Below are 25,234 nucleotides of genomic sequence, written 5' to 3' on the forward strand. Positions count from 1 at the left end.
ACTTATAGCTATGTTGTGTGTAGTTTTTAATAAATAATAGAATCCAATGCTGTCCCATTATCATATTTAACTATTTTGATTAATTTACCATTCTCGTCAAAATAATTCAATTTACCATGAAAGTAACCATTGTTGGCATTTCCTTCTATCTGCTTTATCCCTGAATCATAATATATTGTAAAACTACCTTTATGTTTATTATCTAGTTTTTTCGAACGTTCAATTATGACTCCATCCTCATTGTAAATTATTAGATTTCCATTTGCCTTGAAATTAACGAATTCCACTTCAACCTTTAAGTTTCCATTTGAAAAATAACGAAATTCTTTACCTGATGAATTGAGCGTTAGAGAATCAAAATCTATTAGCTGTAATTCTTTAAGATTTCCATTTTCATAAAATGTTTTACTAGTATCACATTTTTTTCCATTCCAATATTTGTCCTTTGATTTTATATTTCCACTTTTGTAATATTCTTTAACTATACCATGAAGTTTTCCGTCTTTTACATGATTTTCTTCTTCTATTTTTCCATTTTCATAATAAATTATTCCTTGACCAAATTGTTTATCCATATTCCAATTTGATATGTCCTTTGTGTTTCCGTTTTCCCAGTAATTTACTCTTTTTCCGTGCTTTTTACCATCCCTAAAATTTATAGTCTGTTTAAGAGTTCCATTTGTGTTCCAATATCTTTTCCAAAGACCTTGCTCTAAATTATTTTTAACCAAACCCTCTTCGATTATTATTTCTCCTTTGTTTGAGTAGAAATGATTGTAATATCCATCTTCATAAATTCGTTTATATTCCTCGTTATTTTTTTTCCAAACAGTTTTTATTAAACTGTCAGTTTCCATATCGAATAATTTTTCAATTCTGTTTGGTAGGCTGTCCAATATTTCTATTTCTCCGAATCTTTTACCATTGTCGTAGTAATAGTTTAGTATGCCTTTTTTGTATTTAAAGTCCGAATCCTTGCTTATTTTTTGCCAATAGCCTTTTTTCCCATCTTCCTCATAAAAAACATAGTCTGAATTTTTGAATATAGAATCATTTGGGTTGTTTTTGCAAGAGAAAAAAAGAATTAAGAATAGTATGTAGAGCTTAATTTTCAATTTAGTAGGTGGTTAGGTTCAAATTACACACAACTTAGGGATATGCGTCGTTTTAATACTGAAATAAATTCAGCACAGGTGACTTATATCCGACGTTACTGAAACAAGTTCAGCACAAGTAAACGAAGTTAGCTAATTTTTCTGACAGAATCAACTACACAAAACATAAAAAGACCACTTTAATAAGTGGTCTTTTTATAATTGTTTTCTAATTAGGATTTCTTAACAGCAACCACTACTAGGTTCACAGCAGCTGTCTTGTAATTCAGATAATTTCACTTTAGGTTTATCGGATTTAGCTCCAGGTTTTTCAGCATAAACAGTAATACTAAAAATACCAAAACCACTATTATTAAAACTGTTTATAGCGTCTTCTGAAAGATATTTAGAAAGAATATCATCTGGAATACGTATTGGTTTTTCTTTTTGAATGGTAATATTCTGGAAACCTTGATTTTTTATATGTTGCATGTAGTCCTCTTTTTGAATAGCACCTGCTACACAACCGGCGTACATTTCGGCATCTTGCTTTAAGGCTTCTGGTAAATTACCAACCAAAACAATATCTGAAATACTAAAGTGGCCTCCAGGTTTTAAAACTCTAAAAATCTCACCAATTACCTTTTGTTTATTTGGTACTAAGTTAAGAACGCAGTTACTTACAATAACATCGGCTACATTTTCATTTACTGGCATGTTATCAATATCGCCTTCTCTAAACTCCACATTGTTATAACCTAATTTTTCAGCATTGGTACGTGCTTTTTCTATCATAATAGGGGTGAAGTCAACACCAATTACCTTCCCTTCGGTACCCGTTTCATGTCTGGCAACAAAGCAATCGTTTCCGGCTCCAGAGCCTAAATCTATTACAGTGTCTCCTTTTTTTATTTGTGCAAAGGCAGTTGGAAGTCCGCAACCTAAGCCTAAATCGGCATCTTCAACATAACCTTCGGTTTTGGAATAATCATCCATCATAATATTATAAACTTTATTTGATGGCGTAGTGGCACCGCAGCATGAGGAGGCATTTTCTGCTTTTCCTTGTTCGGCTATTTTGCTATATCGTTCTTTCACGATGTCTTTAAGTTCTTGCTCTTTTGTATTCATAATATTATTATTTTATTGTAATGTTGCGATTAAACGATTCAAATTTTTTAACAACAATTAGAACTTGTGTCTAATTCTAAAAAATCTGTAATTAGGTTCTTCATTTTAGTCCAGTTATCCTTGTCAATGCAGTAGCAAACACTGGTGCCTTCTATATTTCCTTTGATAAGTCCGGAGTTTTTTAATTCTTTTAAATGTTGCGAAATAGTGGGTTGTGCCAATCCTATTTCATCTACTAAATCACCACAAATACAGGTATTTATTTTAAACAAGTGCTGAATAATGGCTACTCTAGCAGGATGCCCAAGTACTTTTGCTAATTGCGCAATTTCATTTTGCTCAGTAGTAAATTTTTCAGATTTAGTAACTCCCATGAATCCTTTTATTTATTCATTGCAATATTACGATTAATATTTTAAATAACAAAATGTTTTCTTGAAATTTCAATCTTTATCAAAATAAAAAAGACCGCAAAATATGCGATCTTTTTCATCTGTATTAAAGTAAATTTTAATCTAATGAATCTCTTAATACGTGGATAACACCGCTTATTGTATGCGTGTTTCCGTTATAATCTTCATAATCGCCACTAAAGTTTATGTCAATGTATTCATCAACATCTCCAAGTGCAGTTACATTATAAATAATGTTATTATTGGTTTGAGATATACCTATACATTCACCAATATTTATTCCCGTGTCATCTTGTACTTGATAATCTAAATTATCATAAGTACCAGTATGAGGAGCGTCAGTTAAGTTTCCAAATAAATAGAAACAATCGTTAGTTCCTGCTTCTCCTTGACCAGAAATATTCAAGCCATTACTAGAACCAGAATTGGTATTGTCTGATTCACCAAAAGTAGCTCTAATATTAGTTGCTATGAGTACATTTTCGCCAGTATCTCCATCAATATTAAACTGAATAAATTCAGTGATATCATTACAAGATATTAGGTTTCCTAAACTAGTTTCTGGAGTGCTAAACGTATAATTTATTTCCCCAGTAGTTTGCAGATTATCATGGTCTATAGCCTCAATTGAAAAACTATCAGCTGTTGAACATCTTAACATATTAATTTCGAAAACACCCTCAGTTAACATGTCAAAGAATTGTTGGTCACCATAGGTTATTACCACATAACCATTTGTAACTGGATTCTGGTCACAATCAGTAAATGTTCCAGTAACTGTTTCATTAATAATATTAGATGACTCTTCAACAATAACCGTTAAGCTATCGTCTGAATTAAATGGTCCGATGGCACTTGTGTAAATAATATTAGACCCGCAAATAGCAAAATCATAAACATTGATTTCTAAGGTTTCACCACTAGGAACCAATCCACAAACTTCACCCAATTCGTTGGTGAAACCACTTCTAGTTCCAAATGTTGCACTTGTTATAGTCACTTTAGTATTGGCAAAAGCTGTTTCATTTTCATTCATTACAGTAACGCAAAGGTTAATAGCTTCGGCAGGAATATCGCAATTCCAGAACGAAAAATGTTCAACTGTACCAATGTAATTGTTGCCAACTAAAGTAGCTTCACCTTCTTCAATCCAATATCCTTTAGCTTCATCAAAAAACCATAAAGGAATAGAGCTTGGAGCTATTGAAAGTAAACTGGCATCAACAGGAATTTTAATTTCTGCTGAAGAGCCTTCGGCTAAATTTAAGTCTTCGCCACCGCTTCCTCTTAATTCAACAGCAAGCATACCTAAAGTTTGAAGCATACGTTCTTCGTTATCTTCATTTTCAGCATAAAGCATCCCCGGCATTTGAAGCGAAACAGCTTTATCAGTAGGATCTAAATGATGAATAATAACATCTAGACTTCCGGAATAAGGCGTACCATCTTCTTTAATATAATCACCTTCTAAACTAACCGAAGCACCATTTGCAATAGCTATAGTTTCTGAAGTACCACTAGTTGTAGAACCAGCTACGGTTTCTTCCAAAAGCATAATGGAAACTTTGTTGGTTCCAGATGTTGGTACTAAAGCACGAGACCCGTGAATGTAGCCATCTTTTTCTGCTTTCACATATGCAAAACGTTTGTTTACTTGGGCGTCTTCCAAAATAAAAACACCGTGATCATCTGTTAGGACGTCATCGTTTCCTATAGAAATTATGACATTTTCAATAGGGTTGCCATTAATGTCAATAACATTACCTATAAAAGTTCTTGTGATAGCATCTCCAAAGTTCTCATGAAAATTTGAAGGTTCGTCGTTGTTGTTGTTTGCTTCATCATTAGGTAAGCGGTCTTTATTACAAGACAGCATAACCCCAATAAAACAAAGTGTTAAGAATAGTTTTGTTCTCATAAACATAGTTATTTGTAGGTTAAATGATTTGGTTGATGACTGTCAAAAAGCAGTCATCTGCTTATAGAACAGTTAAATGATAAAAATTCCTACCCTAAAAAGTAAAAAAATAAAAAAAGTCCTCTAAACCTGTTATTTAGAGGACTTATATATTTAAATAATTGTGACTCTACAGCCCGAAAGCGTCTTTCACTTTATCAACATAATCAAGCTTTTCCCAAGTAAACAATTCAACATCTAGTGTTACGCTGTTTCCGTTAGGTTGAGAAAATGTTTTAGATACAGTTCTATTTGTACGTCCCATATGTCCGTAAGCTGCAGTTTCACTATACATTGGAGAACGTAATTTTAAACGTTCTTCAATAGCAAATGGTCTCATGTCAAAAATTTGAGATACTTTTTCAGCTATTTCACCATCTGTCATATTGAAAGGGCAGGTACCGTAGGTGTCAATAAAAATTCCCATAGGTTCAACAACACCAATAGCATAACTTACTTGTACTAAAACTTCGGTGGCAACTCCTGCAGCCACTAGATTTTTTGCAATATGTCTTGTTGCATAGGCTGCACTTCGGTCTACTTTACTAGGGTCTTTACCAGAAAATGCTCCACCTCCGTGAGCACCTTTACCACCGTAGGTGTCAACAATAATTTTACGTCCTGTTAGTCCGGTATCTCCATGAGGTCCTCCAATTACAAACTTACCTGTTGGATTAATATGATACTTTATGTCATCATTAAACAAAACTTGAATAGCCTCAGGTAATTTAGCAACTACTCGTGGGATTAAAATGTCAACAATATCTTTTCTTATTTTAGTTAACATAGTGTCGTCATCTGCAAAATCATCATGCTGTGTAGATACTACAATGGCGTCAATACGTTGCGGAATATTATCATCACTATATTCAATAGTTACCTGACTTTTAGAATCTGGTCTTAAGTAAGTAATGTCTTTATTTTCATTACGTAATGCAGCAAGCTCTATTAAGATTCTATGAGATAAATCTAAAGCCAGTGGCATATAATTTTCAGTTTCATTAGTAGCATAACCAAACATCATACCTTGATCACCAGCTCCTTGTTCTTCTTTGCTACCTCGGTCTACACCTTGATTAATATCTGGTGATTGCGGGTGAATTGCAGAAAAAACACCACAAGAATTACCATCAAACATATATTCACCTTTGGTATATCCTATTTTGTTAATAGTGTCTCTCGCAATTTTCTGTACATCTAAATAGGTAGTAGACTTTACCTCACCGGCAAGTACAACTTGTCCTGTAGTAACTAAAGTTTCGCAAGCTACTTTAGAATCAACATCAAAAGCTAAAAAATTATCGATTAGGGCGTCACTAATTTGATCTGCAACTTTATCTGGGTGTCCTTCAGAAACACTTTCCGAAGTAAATAAATATGGCATTTTATTTAATTTATGAGTAAGATTTGACGAATACGTCTCAGGAAGTTAACACTGCCTTTAGCATTTTTTTTTATACAGAAACATGTTCAGTATAAAGAGGTTGCAATCAGTCAAATCTTTCCTCTATTATTGTGAGCGCAAAAGTAAAAAAATTAAAGGAAAGACAAATCAAATTTTATTTTTTTAACCAAAATTTTGGTCAGGACGTTTTTATTGTAAATATTTGCAGCGTTCAAAATGAATAAGACATTTTTAAATATCATTTCAATTATTGTCATTGTGATTATTTCACAACGATAGGAAGTGCTATTTAATTAACATAAGATACAGTTAAAGCCTTCCTATAATTACGGAAGGTTTTTTTGTGATTTTTTTTTAAGTATTGGGCATCATAAAAAAATCAAGTTAAACAGCTGTAAATCAATGTTGTAATATGTTTTTTGGTGTAGTGAATTTAACCTTGATTTATATATAGAAAAGCTTGAAAATAGCTAAAGGTTTATTTTCGTTGACCGTAATAAAGATTTTTTGTTAAAACTCTTAAAATCGTTGAGATATCATTATAAAAACCGAATAAGATTTAAAATTATCTATAAAAAACATGAGCGAACTTAATAAATACAGTAAAACAGTTACTCAAAACCCATCACAACCAGCTTCCCAAGCTATGTTATATGCTACGGGCTTAACTGAAGAAGACTTAAAGAAGCCACAGATTGCTATTGGAAGTACAGGATATGATGGGAATCCTTGTAATATGCATTTGAATGATATTGCAGCGGAAATTAAAAAACATGTAAATGAAGCTGGTCAAGTTGGTTTGACATTTGGAACTATTGGAGTTTCTGATGGAATTTCTATGGGTACTCCCGGGATGAAGTATTCTTTAGCTTCTAGGGATATAATTGCAGATTCTATGGAGACTGTTGTAAATGGAATGGCTTATGACGGATTAATAGGTGTTGTAGGTTGCGATAAAAATATGCCTGGAGCTATTATAGCCATGTTAAGACTGAATAGACCGTCTATTATGGTTTATGGAGGAAGTGTTGCATCTGGTAAATATAAAGGACGCAAGTTAAATATTGTTTCGGCATTTGAAGCCTTAGGACAAAAAATAGCAGGAGAAATTGATGATGCAGAATATAAGGAAATTATTAAAAAATCTATTCCTGGAGCAGGAGCTTGTGGTGGTATGTATACTGCAAACACAATGGCTTCTTCTATTGAATGTATGGGAATGGCCTTACCTTATAACTCATCTATACCAGCTGTAAACCCAAGCAAACTTACAGAAGCAGAACGTACAGCCCAAGCCATGAAAAATCTTTTGGAAAAGGATTTAAAACCAAAAGACATTGTTACCAAAAAGTCTATTGAAAATGCTATTACCCTTGTTAATGCTCTTGGAGGTTCTACAAATGCGGTATTGCATTATTTAGCAATTGCATATGCTGCGGATATTGATTTTACTTTAGAAGATTTTCAAAGAATAAGTGATAAAACACCTCTTATTGGAGACTTAAAACCTTCAGGAAAATATTTAATGGAAGATGTTCATGGTATTGGTGGGACACCTAAGATTATGAAATATTTGTTAGAGAAAGGATTTTTACATGGAGACTGCATGACGGTTACTGGTAAAACCTTAGCTGAGAATCTTGCAGATGTTGAAGCAATGGAATTTGAAGAACAAGATGTTTTATACAGTTTAGATAAAGCGTTAAAGTCTTCTGGAAATTTACAAATATTAAAAGGAAACCTTGCAGAAGAAGGAGCCGTAGCAAAAATTTCTGGAAAAGAAGGTTTAAAGTTTGAAGGGAAAGCGGTTGTTTATAATAGCGAGCCAGAAGCAAACGAAGGTATTTCTAATGGAGAAGTAGAAAAAGGAAATGTAGTCGTCATTCGTTATGTCGGACCAAAAGGAGGACCAGGAATGCCAGAAATGCTAAAACCTACATCTATGATTATGGGAGCTGGTTTAGGTAAATCTGTAGCATTAATTACAGATGGACGCTTTTCTGGCGGAACACACGGATTTGTGGTTGGACACGTTACACCAGAAGCTCAAGTAGGTGGTGCTATAGCTTTGATTGAGACTGGTGATATTATTACTATTGATGCAGTTGATAATTCTATTAACCTAAATATTTCTGATGAAGAAATGGCTAGTAGAAAAGCAAAATGGCAAGCGCCTCCATTAAAACATACTAAAGGAATACTATTTAAATATGCACGTTCTGTGGCTTCGGCATCAGAAGGTTGCGTTACAGACAAATATTAAAAAAATATGAATACTGAAACCATGGAAACCAATAAAACGGCAACTACTAAAACGGAGCGTATCTCTGGTTGTGAAGCTATTATAAGATGTTTGATAGCTGAAGGGGTAGATATTCTATATGGATACCCAGGTGGTGCCATCATGCCAGTTTACGATGAATTATTTAAGTATCAAGGCAAAATTCATCACGTTTTAACGCGTCATGAGCAAGGGGCAGCACATGCAGCTCAAGGTTATGCTCGCATTTCTGGAAAAGTAGGCGTTGCTATGGCAACATCAGGCCCAGGAGCAACTAATTTAATAACCGGTATTGCTGATGCTCAAATAGATTCTACACCTCTAGTGTGTATTACGGGACAGGTACCATCACACTTATTAGGTAGTGATGCTTTTCAAGAAACAGATATTGTTGGTATTTCTACTCCAGTAACTAAGTGGAATCATCAAATTACAAATGCAGAAGATATTCCTGAGGTCATAGCTAAAGCATTTTATATAGCTAAAAGCGGAAGACCAGGGCCGGTTTTAATTGACATTACTAAGGATGCGCAGTTTCAAGAATTTGATTTTTCCTATGAGAAATGCGAAAGTGTGAGAAGTTATAATCCTGCTCCTAAAACCAATATAGAATCAGTTAAGGCTGCAGCGGAATTAATAAACAACGCTAAAAAACCAATGATTGTTTGGGGTCAAGGTGTTATTCTCGGTGAAGCTGAAGAAGAACTTAAAGCAGTGATTGAAAAGGCAGGAATTCCATCAGCTTGGACTATTCTTGGAGCTTCGGCTATTCCAACATCTCATCCATTAAATATTGGTATGGTTGGTATGCACGGTAACTATGCGCCTAATAAGTTAACTAACGAATGCGATGTTCTTATTGCAATAGGTATGCGCTTTGATGATCGTGTTACAGGTGATTTAAATACGTATGCGAAACAAGCTAAGGTTATTCACTTTGATATTGATCCTGCTGAAATAGATAAGAACGTAAAAACTGATGTGGCTGTTTTAGGTGATTCAAAAGAAAGCTTAGGCCTATTATTGAACGAATTGAATCCTAATTCGCATGAAGCTTGGTTACAAGAATTCAAAGATTTGTATGCCATTGAATATGAACAAGTAATTAAAGGTGATTTGCTTCCTGAGAAGGAGGGCTTAACTATGGGTGAGGTTCTTAAAGAAATCAACGCTCAAAGTAAAGGAGATGCTGCTATTGTTTCAGATGTAGGTCAGCACCAAATGATTGCTTGTAGGTATGCTAAGTTTAACAAAACTAAAAGTAATATTACCTCTGGTGGTTTGGGTACTATGGGATTTGCTTTACCAGCTGCCATAGGAGCTAAAATGGCAGCACCTGAACGTGAAGTAGTAGCTATTATTGGTGATGGAGGTTATCAAATGAATATTCAAGAGTTAGGAACCATTTTTCAACAGGAAGTACCTGTTAAAATTGTAGTTTTGAACAATGAATTTTTAGGGATGGTACGTCAGTGGCAACAACTATTTTTTGATAAGCGTTATGCTTCAACCGAAATGACAAATCCGGATTTTGTAACAATAGCAAAAGGATATCATATAGACGCTAAGCGTGTTACAAAACGTGAAGAATTGGCTGATGCCGTTAAAGATATGATTACTTCAAAATCATCTTACTTTTTAGAAGTTTGTGTTGAAAAAGAGGATAATGTATTTCCAATGGTGCCAGCAGGAGCTTCGGTATCAGATGTAAGATTAAGTTAATATTAGAATATAATTCATTTTATAATGAACGAAGAAATAAAAACATACACGATATCGGTTTATACTGAAAACAACATTGGATTGTTGAATCGTATTTCTGCAATTTTTCAACGTAGAACAATAAATATTGAAAGTTTAACCACATCTCAGTCTGAGATTGAAAATGTAAATAGATTTGTAATTGTAGTTAATATTACAGAATCTCAGGCGAAAAAAATAGTTGGACAAATAGAAAAACAGGTTGAGGTAATAAAGGCTTATTACCATGACGATCATGAAACCATATTTACGGAATCATGTATGTTCAAAATTAAGTCTGAATTATTGTTTGATGAGCCTCAAATTCAAAATATCATTAAAGAAAGTGATACTAGAATTGTAACGGTAAACAAAGAGTTTTTTGTTTTAGAAAAATCTGGAAGACGTCATGAGATTGAAGCCTTAAGAAGAGATTTGAATGCTTTCGGTATTATGCAATTTGTGCGTTCTGGAAGAATAGCAGTTACAAAAGATGAAATGAAAGTAACAGAGTTGTTAAGTCAAATTAAAAATCAATAAATAAATTATTAAACAGGCATCCTTAAATTAAGGATGAAAACAAGTATTAAAACAAGAATATTAAAAATGGAAAATTATTTTAACACACTTACATTAGCAGGTAAATTAGACCAATTGTCTAAATGTAGATTCATGGATGCATCTGAGTTTGCAGATGGCGTAAATGCATTAAAAGGCAAAAAAATAGTAATAGTAGGTTGTGGAGCTCAAGGATTAAATCAGGGCTTGAACATGAGAGATTCTGGATTAGATATTTCTTATACATTACGTGAAGCGGCTATTAAAGAAAAGCGTGCTTCTTTTGTAAATGCTACTGAAAACGGTTTTAACGTTGGGACTTATGAGGAGTTAATTCCAACTGCTGATTTAGTATTAAATCTTACACCAGATAAACAACACACTAACGTTGTTAACGCAGTAATGCCTTTAATGAAAAAAGGAGCTACACTATCTTATTCTCATGGTTTTAATATTGTTGAAGAAGGTATGCAAGTACGTGAGGATTTAACAGTAATCATGTGTGCACCTAAATCACCAGGTTCTGAGGTTCGTGAGGAGTATAAAAGAGGTTTTGGTGTACCAACACTTATTGCAGTTCACCCAGAAAATGATCCAGAAGGAAAAGGTTTAGCACAGGCAAAAGCCTATGCTGTTGCAACTGGTGGTGACAAGGCAGGGGTTTTAGAATCTTCTTTTGTTGCTGAGGTTAAAAGTGACTTAATGGGAGAGCAAACTATTCTTTGTGGTTTGTTACAAACAGGTTCTATTCTTTGTTTTGATAAAATGGTTGAACAAGGGATTGATGCTGGATACGCTTCTAAATTAATTCAATATGGTTGGGAAACTGTAACGGAAGGTTTGAAATACGGTGGTGTTACAAACATGATGGATAGATTATCTAACCCTGCAAAAATCAAAGCTTTTGAATTATCTGAAGAGTTAAAAGATATTATGCGTCCATTATTCCAAAAGCACATGGATGATATTATGGAAGGTAATTTCTCTAGTGGAATGATGGCTGATTGGGCAAATGGTGACGAGAATTTATTAGGATGGAGAGCTGCAACTGCGGAAACTAATTTTGAAAAAACACCTGCTGGCGATGTTGAGATTTCTGAACAGGAATATTATGATAATGGTGTGTTAATGGTAGCAATGGTTAGAGCTGGTGTTGAGTTAGCTTTTGAAGCAATGACAGAATCTGGAATCATTGATGAGTCAGCATACTACGAGTCTTTACATGAAACACCATTAATTGCTAACACAATTGCAAGACGTAAATTATACGAAATGAATAGTGTTATTTCTGATACTGCTGAGTACGGATGTTATTTATTCGACCATGCATGTAAACCTTTATTAGAGGATTTCATGAAAGGAATTGATGTTGACGTTATTGGTAAGCCATATGCTAAAGATAATGGTGAGGGTGTAGATAATGCAAGATTAATTGAAATCAATGCAGCTTTAAGAGCGCATCCAGTTGAAAAAATTGGAACATTCTTAAGAGAGTCTATGACAGCAATGAAGCCTATAGTTTAAAGACTAAAGAATATGAATAAGGAAAAAGTAACATATTTTCCTGATATAAATGATGTTAAGGTAGCTGCCGATACTATTAAAAAAGTATCGGCAGTTACTCCTTTAAGCCCTAGCTTAAGATATTCCAATCAGTTTCAGGCTGACATCTTTTTTAAAAGAGAAGATCTACAACAAGTAAGATCCTATAAAATTAGAGGAGCGTATAATAAAATTAGTTCCTTATCTACAGAGGATTCTAAAAACGGAGTAGTTTGTGCAAGTGCCGGTAATCATGCTCAGGGTGTAGCCCTTTCATGTAAATTATTAGAAATAAAAGGCACCATTTATATGCCTATGCCTACTCCAAATCAGAAAGTGGAGCAGGTTAAAATGTTTGGTGGTGATTTTATTAACATAAAATTAGAAGGCGATACTTTTGATGATGCACATCTTTCGGCGTTAATTGATTGTAAAGAAACTGGGAAAACCTTTATTCACCCGTTTGATGATAAAAAGGTTATTGAAGGGCAGGCTACTGTAGGTTTGGAAATTATACAACAAGCAGGAAGCCCTATTGATTATATTTTTATTCCTGTTGGTGGTGGCGGATTAGCCGCTGGATTGTCATCTGTTTTTAAGGCATTATCTCCAGACACTAAAATTATTGGAGTAGAACCCCAAGGGGCACCTTCTATGTCCGTTTCCATTGAAAAAAATGAAAACACAGAACTGAATAAGATTGAAAAATTTGTTGATGGAGCAGCAGTAAAGCGAGTTGGTAACCTAACATTTCCAATTTGTCAAGAGAATTTAGATGATATTATTATCGTTCCAGAAGGAAAGATATGTGAAACCATTTTGGAGCTTTACAATAAAGATGCTATTGTTGTAGAACCTGCAGGAGCTTTAAGTATTTCGGCACTGGATTTTTATGCTGAAAAGATAAAAGGTAAAAATGTAGTCTGTTTGATTAGTGGGAGTAATAATGACATTACTAGAACACCAGAGATTAAAGAACGCGCTTTATTGTACGCTAATTTAAAACACTATTTCATTATTAAATTTCCGCAACGTGCTGGAGCTTTAAAAGAATTTGTAGTTGATATTTTAGGCGAAAACGACGATATCACTTACTTTCAATATGCTAAAAAAACAAACCGCGAAAATGGTTCAGCAGTTGTGGGTATTCAATTAAAGTCTTCTGACGATTTGGAGCCATTGGTTGCAAAAATGAAAGCACACGGTTTTTATGGTGATTACCTAAATGATAAGCCAGATTTATTTCAGTTTTTAGTTTAAATTTTAAGTACTAAAATTCTCTGTAATTCCCAGTAAGATATTTGTTGGCCTCGTCTTCAGAGAATTTCGCTTTTTCACTGTTCCAATGAAGTGTTTTATTAGGAAAACGGCCAGCAATAACTCCTAATAAAATAGTTTCTGTTAGCCTAGAAGCATATGAGAACGGAGCAGTACACTCACCTTTTCCTAAGCAAGCGTCAACAAACTGATGGTAATGTTTTGGGCCTTCAGAAGCGTAATTCCGAATAGGTTTTCCCAAATTATGCTTTTTTGAAATAGCATCTATTTCAGCACTTATATCTACATACTTTCCGTCAACAATTTTTCTAGGTAATTGCATAAAATGAGGTAAAAGTAAGCGTCCTTTCTTTCCAATAAACATGGCGCCTTGTTCAGGTAAAACACCTTCATTGGCTATTTTAGTGTCTAAAGATAATTTGCCCTCTAAAGAAGCATTTTTATCTTGCTGTGATTGTACCTTTTTTGCTCCCGGCAATATCAAATCTTTATGAGTTTCAGGTGCGCCTTTTCCATCATACCACACCCATTTTAATCTTCTTGTGGTGTATTTAGTCTTCGGGAATTTATATGTGACTTTATTGTGTTCAGGATAGCCAAAACCATTTGTAGGTCGGCATTCATTTTTTATGGTTAAAGGAACATCAAGTTGCAAGGCATTATATGGTGTGTCAAAAATATGAACACCCATATCGCCTAATGTACCACAACCATAATCCATTAGTTTACGCCAATTTCCTGGGTGATAAACATTCTTTTTATATGGTCGTTTTGTTGCAGTGCCTAACCATAAATTCCAGTCTAATGATTCAGGAACAGTATCACTCCCTTGAGGGACTGGACCATTATATCCCCAATTTTTTGGAGACCAAGCTCTAACTGTGTGAACTTTTCCAATAATACCAGATTGAATCAATAATGTGGCCAATTTGTAATCATAAAATGAATGAACCTGTATTCCCATTTGAGTAACCAACTTTTTCTCTTGAGCAATTTTATTCATTGCTCTAGCTTCTGAAACATGATGTGTTAATGGCTTTTGGCAATACACAGGTTTATTCATTTCCATAGCTAGTATAGAGGCTGGCGCATGTGTATGGTCTGGCGTAGAAACAATAACGGCATCTATTTCATTGCCCATTTCTTTTAACATAATTCTATAGTCTGAATACGTTTTGGCTTTAAGGTGAAGTTTTTTAGCTGCCTTAAGAAACTTAGAATCTACATCACAAAGCGCAACTACATCCACAGAGGGGTGTGAAGCAATATCTCTTAAATCTTCTTTTCCCATACCCCCAACACCAATATGAGCAGTTCTAAGACGATTCTTTTTAGTATTTGACTGAGCCATAAATAATGACGGTGCAAATGCTAAACCGGCTGCACCTAAACTACTCTTTTTTAAAAAGTCTCTTTTATTCATGCCTCTATAATTTTTTAATTTTAATATTTCTAAACCATATTGGACTTGCGTGATCCTGAAGTCCTATAAAGCCAGTTTTGTATTTTCCATAGTCCGGACTGTTTTTCCATTTATCAGAATTCTTTTTCTCATGCCATGCTACATCCCAAGGAACAAACGATAGTAGTTTTTTACCATTTAACCAATGTTCCACATTTTTTGGAGTAAAAACTATCTTGGATGAATTCCACTCACCAATTGGGTGTAGTATTTTATTAATGGTATCTGCCGGATGCATGGCATAATCAGAACCTGTTCTTTGTAAAGGTTTGAGCTCTTCAGGTTTATGAGTATATCCTAAACTTAAATTGTACTTTGTAATATCATGGATTTTGGTATAACCTAAATCATCTATGAGTTGATATTCTGGAGCAACTATCGGTGGGCTTTTATGTCCTTCTTTTAAATGATAAAAAATACCACTGTTCCCGCCTTCAGGTAATTTCCATTCCAAATAGAGTTCAAAATTATCGAATTCTTCGGCTCCATAAATAATGTCTTTTCCGCCTTTGTAATCTTGCTCTAACCCAAGTTCAGTATTAAATGTGAGCGTTCCGTTTTCTATAATCCACCCTGGAGGTAAAAACTCTCCGTTGTACGCGCGCCATCCATCTGTACTTGTTCCATCAAATAAATAAATCCATTCGTCATTATCAACCTCCTTACTAATAAATTCTTTTTGATTTTCAATTTTCTTATCATGCTTACAAGACAAAATAATAGCAGCAATGGCTAGAGTGAAAATTATTTTTTTCATGTTTTGGATTAGTTAGATTTTGGAAGTCAATTAATTGTGTATCAGATTAAGTTTAAATATATGAAAAATAAGATAATTGAATTTTGGTTGATCTTTGTTATTATAATTTTTTTCAGTGAATAAAACTGCACACCATTGTTGGATTAATTCAATATATTTGACCCTGTTACTAGGTCTGGTATTATAATTTAAAACACTAAAAATGAAAACAATTAAAAATGTATTAACTATGGTTTTTGTTGCAGCCTTTTTATTAAGCTGCGGGGGAGAAAAGAAAAAGGAAAAAGAAGGCTTCTCTTATGAAAACAAATCAACAGCAAAGGAAGAAGTAAAAGAAGATCCTAATGAGGCTAACATTGTTTTGGTTGGGGATGATTTAATGAAATTTGATAAAACTGAAATTAAGGCTAAGGCCGGTCAAAAAGTAAAATTAACATTGCGTCATAAAGGCAAAATGGACTTAAATGTAATGGGTCACAATGTTGTTATTTTAAAACAAGGCGTTGATATAGCAACATTTGCAGGTAAAGCTGCTATTGCTAGAGATAATGATTATATACCGGTAGATTCTCAAGATATTATAGTTTTTACAAAGACTATTGGTGGTGGACAAACAACTTCTATTGAGTTTGAAGCTCCTGCCGCAGGAACCTACGATTTTATTTGTAGCTTCCCTGGCCATTATGCCATGATGAAAGGAAAGTTTATAGTTGAGTAAATATTTAAACTATATAAAAAAAAGAGGCTCTATTTAGAGCCTCTTTTTTTTATGATTAAATCTTGAATTTATTTTACAATAAGTTTGGTTAGCATAGTAAGGTAATGACCGGGAAATGTACATACTATCCAATATTCACCAGGTTCGCTAGGAGAGGTAAAGTAGATAGTTTCACTTCCTTCGGGCCCAACGGTACCTGAATGAGCTAATACTAAATCACTAAATGGCACGTAGTTTAAATCTGGTCCGTCAAGACCTAAACCTAATGCTTCTTGCCCTACCTTAAGAGCAACTTCTTTTCCTTGTTTACTTGTAATAACCACATTGTGAATCATGTCATCATTATTATTCAAAGTAAATTCAATTTTACTATTTCTGTTTATAGTAATTTCTTCAACATCATATTTTAAACCAGGGATGGTTCCAATAGATACTTTTTGGTCGGCTCCATCTTCTCCCCATTCATGAGGTATGTTGGTAATGCGTTTAGGCTGTTCAACTTTTTTATCAGATTTTTTCATATCCATTTGCATAGACTTTAACTCGCCGCTAGGAACTTCATTCAAGGTGTAGTACGCTTTTTTATGCAATAGTGTTTCACCAGAAGTAGCCTTCAAACTTGGTATTTCTAATTGATGGATAAACCCTAGGCGCATACCATGAACGGTCAGTTTTACTGTTAAGCCATCATCAGAGACTTCGGCTTTGTGTACCATAGCATTTTGTTGATCAATGATTGGGCTACCATAAGTTTTGTAATATTTATAATTGAAGGTTACCATTTTGTAATTAGAAAGATCTTCAGCTTGGGACTTATCGATAGGTTTTGTAAACTCTAATTCAAAGCCATCGTCTTTAGCTTTCATGGTTTTAATTTCAAAAGGTGTTTTACCTGTCCATTCCAAACGCTGTAGACCAAATGGATCTGTTCCTGTTGATGCCCAACCTCTGCTAGTCATACCAACAAACATATTATTATCACGTCCCCAAACCATTCTTAGTACACCAGACGAAAATCCCTCTACAAAAGGAAAGGCAGCACCTTGATAAACACCATTTACTTTCTCCATAAAGACTCGCATGATTTTACTATGGCCTTGATCGCCTACAAATTCTTGACCGCTAAACGGACCAAACTTCCCGCCTGATGTATCGTATAAGATATCAGAAGTTGAAATACCTAAGATAGTATGCGGGAACCAAATGGCCGGTGCTTTTAATTCAGGTACTTTTTCAGCATATTCATATAAAGTTAATCCAGAGTTGTCTTCAATATCCTCAGGCTTTAAGGTAAGGGGTGATTGTGGATCATCAGTCCACCTTAAGCCTGATGGATGTCCAGCAAAATCACCAACCTCTAAATGAGTCATTCTACCGGAGCCAACCCAATCACCTTGATTTTCGGTAAAGAAATAATCACCTTCTGGATTAATGCCAAATCCTGCTGGAGAACGTAAACCGGTGGCAATCGGCGTCATTTTGCCTTCAGGAGTTATTTTTAACATCCATCCGCGCCACCTTACAGTACTCTGACCACCATTAATCCAAGATAGATTTAAGGTGACAATCATATCTCCATTTTTATCGAATTTAGGACCGTAGGAGTAGTCGTGGTAGTTGCCCGATAGAGGCCAAGAGAAAATGGTTTTATAAGAGTCGGCTTCATCATCACCATCTTTATCTTCCAATCTTGCCAACTCCCCACGTTGTGATAAGTAAAATGCGTTGTCCTTGTACGCTAAACCTAAAGCTTCGTGTAGTCCGTGAGCAAATAACTTAAAATTAGGTGTATTGCTATATGGGTTTTCCACCAACCAAACTTCACCACGTCGGGTTGAAACACCTAATTTATCATCATCCGTTAAGGCTAAACCTCCTACTTCCAATTTGATATCCTTTGGAATAGGAATATCTACTATTTTATAAAATTCAGCTTCTTTTTCTACTATGGATTTAGACTGACCAAAAGCAATTTGACCAATACAGAAGCATAAGACTACATATGAAATTTTTAATACGTTTTGCATGATTAATTGTTTTTAGTTTACCAAATGATACTATAGTTAATGGTGCTATCTCCTTTTGGAACTTCAACCAGTAATTCGTCTTTACCATCAATATTCCTAATGATTGGTTTTAAATCATTCCCGGTAAAATCAATGTAATAACTTTCGTTATTGATGACATAAGTATTATCGGGTAGTTCTTTAATGCTTTCACCATCGGCGAGCTTGTGCCACAAATTTTTTCCCTTGGAAATGGTGATAGATTTATTTAATTGACGTGTGCCTTCAGGAATTGTAAAGCTATTACTAATAGTTGTTTTTTCAATTTGGTAAGAGAATGAAGGCATTCTTGATGCATCCAATTCATAACCCAATTGTTTGACACCTTTATTTTCAATTAAAGGTATTGGCCATGGTGAATTGTCTTCCTCTAAAGATGCAAACTCAAGATCTCCATGCATTGTTACAGAAAAACCAATAGGTTCTCCCAATTGTTTAAACCCTCTTGCTAGCCACATGTGTGTGGTGTTTAAAAACGAACCGTTCCACACTCTTAAAAGTGATCCGGTTGCCAAATTGTATGAGTAATGAATGCCTTGTGGTGTTCCAACAGAAATACAGTGCGTATGTTTTTCACCTTCGTGGTTAACAAAACTTCGTTGCATGACAGGTTTATCTTTTGGTTCTACAATGATGCCTTTAAGTGGATCAAATACACCTTCTCCTTTTTTAGTTCCCTCTTGTATAGAATACCTTTGCATGTTAGGGCCTTCAACATGTAAACTAAATCCTCTTGCCCAAGGCGCGTGTTGGTTGTAAACTACTTTAAAAGGAATGTCTCCTTTTTCTAAAGTGGTGGTTTTTATATTGGCTTTGTCCATGCCACCCCTAATGTTCAAAAACTTTTTGTTGTTGAGATATAATTCTGAAATACCGTTAGCATGTCCTTCAAAAAGATATTTCCCAGTTTCGGGAACGGATAAAATTCCTGAATGAACTACCATCTTTTTGTCCCTGCTTTTAGTAACATCTACTAAAGTAAAACCATCTACCTTTTCTTCTTTTTCTTTAGAAATAGTATCTAAATTAATAGGCAAGTTTTTTACGTTTTCATACTCTGTTCTAGTTATATTAGAAAGCGTGAATGTATTGCCTTCATATAGTTTGTACTTGATGTTTTTAAAAGCTACTGGACCATGGTCTCCCTGAATCATCAACGGACCTTTTGGTTTTTCATCTGCGTTGGTTCCTCCGCCTCTTGTTGGACCGCTTAATTCAACGTTCTCATGGATTAAAACACCGTTTAACCAAACTTCTTCAAACCAAGCGTTTTTAGTTTTCTTTCCAGTTTTATCAAATTTCGCGGCATGAAAAATGACTTTTAAATGTTGCCATAATCCTGGTGCCTTAGCAGCATTAACTCTTGGTGAGTAACCTTCATACCCTTCTTTTCCTTTTGGGGCTTCATTATTCCAGCGTTGATAAATACCACCCATATCAACATATTTAGGTTTCTTTACATTCCAACTGTCAAAAAGTTGAACTTCATAACGCCCCTGAAAATAGAGTCCAGAGTTTGATTTTACGGGCATCATAACATCTATTTCTAATTCCATATCACCATGATCAAATGGTGTGAAAAGATTTTTGTTGCTTCCCTTTTCTTGATCATTCTTGTTAAGTAAAATTCCAGTGCCTTCTTCAGTAAAAAATGTTTTTTCTTTGCTTCGGTCAGCAATAACATTACCTACTATTTTCCAGTTGGCTCCTGTTGGTTTAAAGCCTGATAAATCATTTAGGGTGATAGTTTTGAATGGCAAGAAATTAGGCTTTACCACCTTGACTTCTTTTTTAACTATGGTCTTCTCAGATTCCTTTTTATCCTTTTCACAGGATATAAAAAAAATGATGTAGACAATTAGTAAATAATAAGAAACGTGTTTCATCTGATTATAGTTTAGTGTTTGGTATGATTTTAAAATACGTAATTCAGTTTAATTAATGAACTTCTTGGTAAAATAGGTACAACTACAAAGCTGGCATCAGGGTTTGCTTGAATAAATTCTGGTGTAGCGCCACTACCACTAGCACCAAAACTAATAGCTCCAAAAAAGTTTGCCAACCCTTCAGAATTGAATAGGTTGCTAACTACAATATCGACTGACCAATGTTTATTTATTTTATAACCAATTCCAGTATTGAATGTGCTATAAGCTGCTAATTGAAATCCGTTAGACACATTGCCCTCGCGTTCACCCATATATTGCCATTTAAAGAAGGCCAATAACCTATTTCTTTCAAAAGTTGAACCAAGATTAAACATTAATTTAGGGTTGAATGCTAAAGTGTTACCTGAGAAATCATGAATGGTGTCATCATCGGTATTTGCGGTCCCACCGGCATCATAAACCTTCCATTTGTCTGCCTTCGGATCTTGAAGCACACCGTCAAAATTTATAGATATATTGTTTATTGGAGTAAAAACACTTTCCCATTCAAAACCTAAAGTTTTTGATGTGTTAAATTGAATTGGTGTGTAAAAAAGGGTATTAGTATTGTCATCTAATTCAAAATTTGAAGTACCTATATCCTTTAGTTGACTCCAAAAGGCGGTACCCGTAAAGGAGGCATTTTTTGAACTTAGCTTAATCCCTAATTCTAATTGATTTATCTTTTGAATTTCGCCTTTACCGTTAATTGGTACATTAGAGAAGTTGTTGAAATAATAGTTTAACTCTGGGGCTTTATTTCCTTTAGATAGTCTGGAAAAGATAACAGTGTTATCATTGATACTGTAATTAACCCCAATAGAATATGAAAGATAATTATAATTATAATCAAAGTCGTCTTTTTCTCCTGTTGGTCCCAAAGTGCCATTATCAAATAATGTAGTATTATCTCCATCAATACCACCTGAAAGACTTAGTGGCGCAAACCTGTCTTTACTGCCTTTGTGTTTAATGGTTTCATATCTTAAGCCTAAATCTAAATGTAAATTATCGGCAACTTTCCAACGGTCATTAACAAAACCTGCTAATTGCGTGATGTCCGCACTAGTATTCACATAAAATAAGCTGCCATAACTGCTTACGCCATTTTCATCAGACAGTGCTACAATAGGTTGACTAGGATTTTCTAAAGTTACTTGTAGCATTCTAGGGTTAGGTTCATAAGTTACATAGCCAAAACTGCCTTGAGTAAAATGGTTGGTTTTTGACAAACCTGCTGCGAAACCAAAGGTAAAGTCATGAGTTTCAGTTTTTTTCTGTAGTGTGAATTGATTCATCCACTCATCAGCATCCATATCCTTGTACCAAGCCGAAGTACCCATTATGGCATCATTTGGTAACATGCCACCCGTTAGGTATTGAAACGGACTGCCGCTAAACAAACCGCTATTATCAACTCTGGCTATTTCAGAACCAGATAGTGCATCCTTGAAGACTACTTGTCCGAAAGGCAATATGGCATCGTTTCTAAAGAAAGCAGTTGGGTCACTTATAACATATGCGGTTGGGTCATTTAAAGAAACAAAAGCATTACTAATTGATGTTTGCCAATTGGCTTGTTTTGCTGAAAATTTAAGATTGTTTTTAAGTGTCCAATTGTTTCCTGTGTTTTGTTGAATGTCCATTCCGAATGCAAAATCTTGAGTGTGTACACCTTTTGAAGGATTGAAACGATTAGTTTTGTTTACATTTCTTCCGTCAGGAATATTAGCGTCAAATGATGGCATTAGTAAGGAAGTAGAGCTGAATTCTTGCCCAAAAGCCGGTGTTGGATTGTCCCAATTTGTGGCGGCAACCCCATGATAACGGTTAGTGTGGTCATCTAAAACTTTTCCGTAGAATTTAAAGTGGCCATTTTTACCCTTTTTTATAATGTTAAATTTTAACTGACCTCCTTTGCTAAATGTAAAGTTGGCGTCTCTGGCACCATCATCTTTTCTAAAATGGCCACCAATGTTAAAATACCAGTTATTTTCTAATGGTCCACCAATGTTGGTGTCTATTCTGTATAGCGCATTATTGTTGTTTCCTTGAAACCCTCTTGTTAATTGAACTTCACCACCAATGTTCTGACTAATCCCATTTGATATAAAATTATAAATTCCACCTGGTCCGTTCAAGGCTGTTATAGACGAACTTCCACCTCTAATAGCTTCCACTTTTTTAGTAGTTAAATCTGCACGGTGAAATAAATCTGGAGAGTAGTACGAATGCTGAACTAAGCTTACTGGCAAGCCATCTTCTTGCAAGGATACATAATACCAGCCCATATCGTCTTCCGCGGAAGCGGAAATTCCTCTTGTATAGATTCTTGTGAATACTTCTCCTGCCGAAGCATCTGTAAATGTTCCTGGAATATTTTGCAACAAATTAGCGCTTCCTCTTGGGAATGTTTGTTGCATTTCTTTTGAGTTTAAAGAGCTTACTGATGTGCTTGACTCCAATGATTTTCTTGGGTCAAAAGTACCAGTAACAACAACAGTTTGTAAATTTAACAAGTCAGGTTCTAAATTAAATGTCAAGGTGTTGTCTGCGTTTTTAACCTCAATTGTTTGTTCAATTGTTTTAAAACCTAAATAAGAAATAGTTAGTATGTAATTACCCGATGAAATATTTTGAACAATGAATTCACCATTAGAATTTGTAGTAAAGGCTAGATTTGAAGGTTCTAATAAAACATGAGCATTTTCTATAGGATTGCTGTTGACATCATAGACTGTTCCTTTGACTGATGCTTGTGACCATGTTATTTGACTAACTAAAATAGTAAGTAAAAATAAGAGCTGGATTTTAAGTTGTTTCATATTAGTTTTAAGAGAGTGTTTAATTTTTTAAAACATACAAAGGTGTAAAATAAATGCACTGATAATGTGTGTAATTATTCAATGAAAAATCATGAACACCTTGAGACTTTTAAGTTTTAGTTTTTTTCAATTGATACATCACGCCAAAGGCAGCTATAAGTAGTCCTAAAAATTCTCGTGTGCCCTCTAAATAAGGTTTTTCGTAAACCATTTCACCAAAAAGTTCTTCTTTGTTATCGGTTTGTAAATAATCCATAAATAGTGAAAAATGAAATCCGCAGTAGGCCAATAAAGCCAATATGATAATCCACAAAGCAGGTTTGGGAATACTTTTAAAATTACTGTAAATACAAATAGCGGCTACCACTATATAAATGACAAACCAAAGCCAACCATCTGGGTCATTTAATTGCATAACTGCAAATAAAATAAAAATGATTCCCAGTATGATGTTAATTGTTTTTTTTGTCATATTTCAATTTTTGCGAATTTATTTAAATTTCTGACTAAAACACAAAAGTTTCACCTTTTAAGGGGCCTATATTAATTATAGAAATCAAATAAATAGTATGCAAACCATATGCAAAAAATGTGCAAATTAGTTTTATTAATTGGGGTGTAGAATAAAGTATGGTTTTAAAGACTCCAGCCTTCTCTATAAGCACGCTTAACAAATTGGTTTGCGGGCTCAAAATTGGTAATCCTCATTTTTTTACCATCCCAAAGTAATTTTTTTCTTCCTGGATAATCAAAACGATTATTAGCATTCTTTTTTCTTAGTCCATAACTTCTAATAGCCAAATTCCCCATTAGAATACTTTCAGTTAACGGACCTGCAAAATCAAAAGATGAAGTCAGTCTTTTATGTTTTTTACTTCGGTATCCATCTTTACATGCTTCTACCCAAGAAGCTTGATGACCGTTTTCAGGAAATGTTTCCACTTTCTTTTTCTTTTCTTTGAAAGTTTCAATCTTTCCGTCGTTATAATAAATTTTAGGTTCCCTACCGTATACACCGCAGGTCATAATGCCTTTTTCACCAAACATGATAACACCATTGGCAGAATTGCTTGAGCCAATAGGGTGGTCTACTGGGATTAAATCTGGGTGGAATGGACGCAAGCCACCATCTGTCCAAGTCATTTTTAAATCAACTGGATTTTTCTTCGAAGCTTTGAAAGTAAGTTGTGTACGAGATGACGGCGGACAAGAATCAGGTAAATGATCTGGTCTCCAATCTTGTGAAAAAACTGCACCCACACTACTTTCAACTTCAGTTGGATATCCTAATCCCAAAACACGGTAAGGTGGGTCAATTAAATGGCAACCCATATCGCCTAATGCACCTGTTCCAAAATTCCACCATCCACGCCATTTAAACGGATGATACTGTGGATGGTAATCTACCATTGCTGCAGGACCAATCCATGAGTCCCAATCAAGTCCGTCTAATAAAGCTGGCTTATCGGTTTTCGGTGTAATACCTTGTGGCCAAATGGGGCGGTTAGTCCATACATGAACTTTATGTACGCTTCCAATTTTTTCCTTATCAAACCATTTTATCATTTGAGCTACGCCAGGTCCAGAAGCTCCCTGATTTCCCATTTGAGAAACAATTTTATGTTTTTTTGCAGCTTCGGTGAGCATGCGTGCTTCATAAATACTATGAGTTAATGGTTTTTGTACATACACATGCTTGCCCATTTTTATTGCTGCCATTGTAATGACTGCATGTGTATGATCTGGTGTGGAAACGGTCACTGCATCAAAATCTTTAATTTCATCAAAAAGTTTCCTATAATCTTTATATTTTTTTGCTTTAGGAAATTTTTCAAAGGCTTTTGAAGCTCTGTTCCAATCAACATCACAAATAGCCGTAATATTTGATGCGCCATTGTTCCATGTGTTAACAGCATCAGAATACCCTTTTCCACCACCGCCAATAACGGCAATATTCAATTTGTCACTTGGAGGAATATAGCCTTGACCCAATACATGTCTCGGAACTATGCTTATTCCTGCTACGGCAATTGCAGATTGCTTTATGAATGCGCGCCTGTTGGTTTTGGAAGATTTCAT

The 25,234-nt window shown here is 34.7% G+C and carries 18 protein-coding genes; 6 read left to right on the top strand and 12 right to left on the bottom strand.

The features are described 5' to 3' along the window. Window positions 1-26: 26 nt before the first annotated feature. The 5 genes from FUA22_RS00905 to metK all read right to left on the bottom strand — a co-directional run bounded on the left by FUA22_RS00905 (window position 27) and on the right by metK (window position 5,979). The gene (locus FUA22_RS00905; protein WP_147765656.1) at window positions 27-1,115 is read right to left on the bottom strand and encodes a toxin-antitoxin system YwqK family antitoxin; all 1,089 of its coding nucleotides are present in this window, start codon (window positions 1,113-1,115) and stop codon (window positions 27-29) included. 222 nt (window positions 1,116-1,337) lie between these two features. Next, the gene (locus tag FUA22_RS00910) at window positions 1,338-2,225 is read right to left on the bottom strand and encodes an arsenite methyltransferase (protein WP_147765658.1); all 888 of its coding nucleotides are present in this window, start codon (window positions 2,223-2,225) and stop codon (window positions 1,338-1,340) included. 47 nt (window positions 2,226-2,272) lie between these two features. Next, window positions 2,273-2,599: an ArsR/SmtB family transcription factor gene (locus FUA22_RS00915; RefSeq protein WP_147765660.1), complete on the bottom strand. Its 327-nt coding sequence runs from the start codon at window positions 2,597-2,599 to the stop codon at window positions 2,273-2,275. A gap of 136 nt (window positions 2,600-2,735) precedes the next feature. After that, window positions 2,736-4,556, bottom strand: a complete 1,821-nt coding sequence (locus FUA22_RS00920) for a hypothetical protein (RefSeq protein WP_147765662.1) — start codon at window positions 4,554-4,556, stop codon at window positions 2,736-2,738. Window positions 4,557-4,725: 169 nt separating this feature from the next. Next, window positions 4,726-5,979 carry a methionine adenosyltransferase gene (gene metK / locus FUA22_RS00925; protein ID WP_147765663.1) on the bottom strand — a complete coding sequence of 418 codons (1,254 nt, stop codon included), beginning with the start codon at window positions 5,977-5,979 and terminating at the stop codon, window positions 4,726-4,728. Window positions 5,980-6,580: 601 nt separating this feature from the next. On the opposite strand from metK, the gene ilvD reads away from it, so the two are divergent. The 5 genes from ilvD to ilvA all read left to right on the top strand — a co-directional run bounded on the left by ilvD (window position 6,581) and on the right by ilvA (window position 13,381). Then, a complete protein-coding gene (gene ilvD / locus FUA22_RS00930) occupies window positions 6,581-8,263 on the top strand; it encodes a dihydroxy-acid dehydratase (RefSeq protein ID WP_147765665.1) in 1,683 nt (560 codons plus the stop codon). A 6-nt stretch (window positions 8,264-8,269) separates the two neighbouring features. Beyond that, entirely contained in the window at window positions 8,270-10,003 is a 1,734-nt protein-coding gene (ilvB, locus tag FUA22_RS00935) for a biosynthetic-type acetolactate synthase large subunit (RefSeq protein WP_147765667.1), read from the top strand. A 24-nt stretch (window positions 10,004-10,027) separates the two neighbouring features. Beyond that, window positions 10,028-10,561, top strand: a complete 534-nt coding sequence (gene ilvN, locus FUA22_RS00940) for an acetolactate synthase small subunit (protein ID WP_147765670.1) — start codon at window positions 10,028-10,030, stop codon at window positions 10,559-10,561. A gap of 66 nt (window positions 10,562-10,627) precedes the next feature. After that, entirely contained in the window at window positions 10,628-12,103 is a 1,476-nt protein-coding gene (gene ilvC, locus FUA22_RS00945) for a ketol-acid reductoisomerase (protein WP_147765672.1), read from the top strand. Between the two features lie 12 nt (window positions 12,104-12,115). Beyond that, entirely contained in the window at window positions 12,116-13,381 is a 1,266-nt protein-coding gene (ilvA, locus tag FUA22_RS00950) for a threonine ammonia-lyase IlvA (protein WP_147765674.1), read from the top strand. A 10-nt stretch (window positions 13,382-13,391) separates the two neighbouring features. Here the strand turns inward: ilvA and FUA22_RS00955 are convergent, their stop codons facing one another. Together FUA22_RS00955 and FUA22_RS00960 are read right to left on the bottom strand one after the other, a co-directional pair. Beyond that, window positions 13,392-14,822 carry a Gfo/Idh/MocA family protein gene (locus tag FUA22_RS00955; protein WP_147765676.1) on the bottom strand — a complete coding sequence of 477 codons (1,431 nt, stop codon included), beginning with the start codon at window positions 14,820-14,822 and terminating at the stop codon, window positions 13,392-13,394. A 4-nt stretch (window positions 14,823-14,826) separates the two neighbouring features. Beyond that, entirely contained in the window at window positions 14,827-15,618 is a 792-nt protein-coding gene (locus FUA22_RS00960; protein ID WP_147765678.1) for a 3-keto-disaccharide hydrolase, read from the bottom strand. Between the two features lie 202 nt (window positions 15,619-15,820). On the opposite strand from FUA22_RS00960, the gene FUA22_RS00965 reads away from it, so the two are divergent. Then, window positions 15,821-16,336, top strand: a complete 516-nt coding sequence (locus FUA22_RS00965) for a plastocyanin/azurin family copper-binding protein (protein ID WP_170309813.1) — start codon at window positions 15,821-15,823, stop codon at window positions 16,334-16,336. Between the two features lie 68 nt (window positions 16,337-16,404). Here the strand turns inward: FUA22_RS00965 and FUA22_RS00970 are convergent, their stop codons facing one another. From FUA22_RS00970 to FUA22_RS00990, 5 genes are all read right to left on the bottom strand, one after another. Next, window positions 16,405-18,363, bottom strand: a complete 1,959-nt coding sequence (locus FUA22_RS00970) for a plastocyanin/azurin family copper-binding protein (protein WP_147765680.1) — start codon at window positions 18,361-18,363, stop codon at window positions 16,405-16,407. Between the two features lie 17 nt (window positions 18,364-18,380). Beyond that, window positions 18,381-20,288, bottom strand: a complete 1,908-nt coding sequence (locus FUA22_RS00975) for a family 16 glycoside hydrolase (RefSeq protein ID WP_147765682.1) — start codon at window positions 20,286-20,288, stop codon at window positions 18,381-18,383. A gap of 29 nt (window positions 20,289-20,317) precedes the next feature. Beyond that, window positions 20,318-23,155, bottom strand: coding sequence for a TonB-dependent receptor (locus tag FUA22_RS00980; RefSeq protein WP_147765684.1), 2,838 nt, complete (start codon window positions 23,153-23,155; stop codon window positions 20,318-20,320). 109 nt (window positions 23,156-23,264) lie between these two features. Continuing rightward, on the bottom strand, window positions 23,265-23,627 hold the full coding sequence (locus tag FUA22_RS00985) for a transmembrane 220 family protein (protein ID WP_147765686.1): 363 nt from the start codon (window positions 23,625-23,627) through the stop codon (window positions 23,265-23,267). 164 nt (window positions 23,628-23,791) lie between these two features. Continuing rightward, window positions 23,792-25,234 carry a Gfo/Idh/MocA family protein gene (locus FUA22_RS00990; RefSeq protein WP_147765688.1) on the bottom strand — a complete coding sequence of 481 codons (1,443 nt, stop codon included), beginning with the start codon at window positions 25,232-25,234 and terminating at the stop codon, window positions 23,792-23,794.

It is taken from the genome of Seonamhaeicola maritimus, from assembly GCF_008056315.1.
Lineage (GTDB): Bacteria > Bacteroidota > Bacteroidia > Flavobacteriales > Flavobacteriaceae > Seonamhaeicola > Seonamhaeicola maritimus.

Excerpts from the sequence above, each read along its gene's own strand:
- FUA22_RS00915 (WP_147765660.1), bottom strand. The coding sequence starts at position 2,599 with ATGGGAGTTACTAAATCTGAAAAATTTACTACTGAGCAAAATGAAATT.
- FUA22_RS00955 (WP_147765676.1), bottom strand. The coding sequence starts at position 14,822 with ATGAATAAAAGAGACTTTTTAAAAAAGAGTAGTTTAGGTGCAGCCGGT.
- ilvB (WP_147765667.1), top strand. The coding sequence starts at position 8,270 with ATGAATACTGAAACCATGGAAACCAATAAAACGGCAACTACTAAAACG.
- FUA22_RS00910 (WP_147765658.1), bottom strand. The coding sequence starts at position 2,225 with ATGAATACAAAAGAGCAAGAACTTAAAGACATCGTGAAAGAACGATAT.
- FUA22_RS00920 (WP_147765662.1), bottom strand. The coding sequence starts at position 4,556 with ATGAGAACAAAACTATTCTTAACACTTTGTTTTATTGGGGTTATGCTG.
- FUA22_RS00970 (WP_147765680.1), bottom strand. The coding sequence starts at position 18,363 with ATGCAAAACGTATTAAAAATTTCATATGTAGTCTTATGCTTCTGTATT.
- FUA22_RS00965 (WP_170309813.1), top strand. The coding sequence starts at position 15,821 with ATGAAAACAATTAAAAATGTATTAACTATGGTTTTTGTTGCAGCCTTT.
- ilvC (WP_147765672.1), top strand. The coding sequence starts at position 10,628 with ATGGAAAATTATTTTAACACACTTACATTAGCAGGTAAATTAGACCAA.
- ilvN (WP_147765670.1), top strand. The coding sequence starts at position 10,028 with ATGAACGAAGAAATAAAAACATACACGATATCGGTTTATACTGAAAAC.
- metK (WP_147765663.1), bottom strand. The coding sequence starts at position 5,979 with ATGCCATATTTATTTACTTCGGAAAGTGTTTCTGAAGGACACCCAGAT.
- FUA22_RS00990 (WP_147765688.1), bottom strand. The coding sequence starts at position 25,234 with ATGAAATCTTCCAAAACCAACAGGCGCGCATTCATAAAGCAATCTGCA.
- ilvA (WP_147765674.1), top strand. The coding sequence starts at position 12,116 with ATGAATAAGGAAAAAGTAACATATTTTCCTGATATAAATGATGTTAAG.
- FUA22_RS00985 (WP_147765686.1), bottom strand. The coding sequence starts at position 23,627 with ATGACAAAAAAAACAATTAACATCATACTGGGAATCATTTTTATTTTA.
- FUA22_RS00960 (WP_147765678.1), bottom strand. The coding sequence starts at position 15,618 with ATGAAAAAAATAATTTTCACTCTAGCCATTGCTGCTATTATTTTGTCT.
- ilvD (WP_147765665.1), top strand. The coding sequence starts at position 6,581 with ATGAGCGAACTTAATAAATACAGTAAAACAGTTACTCAAAACCCATCA.
- FUA22_RS00975 (WP_147765682.1), bottom strand. The coding sequence starts at position 20,288 with ATGAAACACGTTTCTTATTATTTACTAATTGTCTACATCATTTTTTTT.
- FUA22_RS00980 (WP_147765684.1), bottom strand. The coding sequence starts at position 23,155 with ATGAAACAACTTAAAATCCAGCTCTTATTTTTACTTACTATTTTAGTT.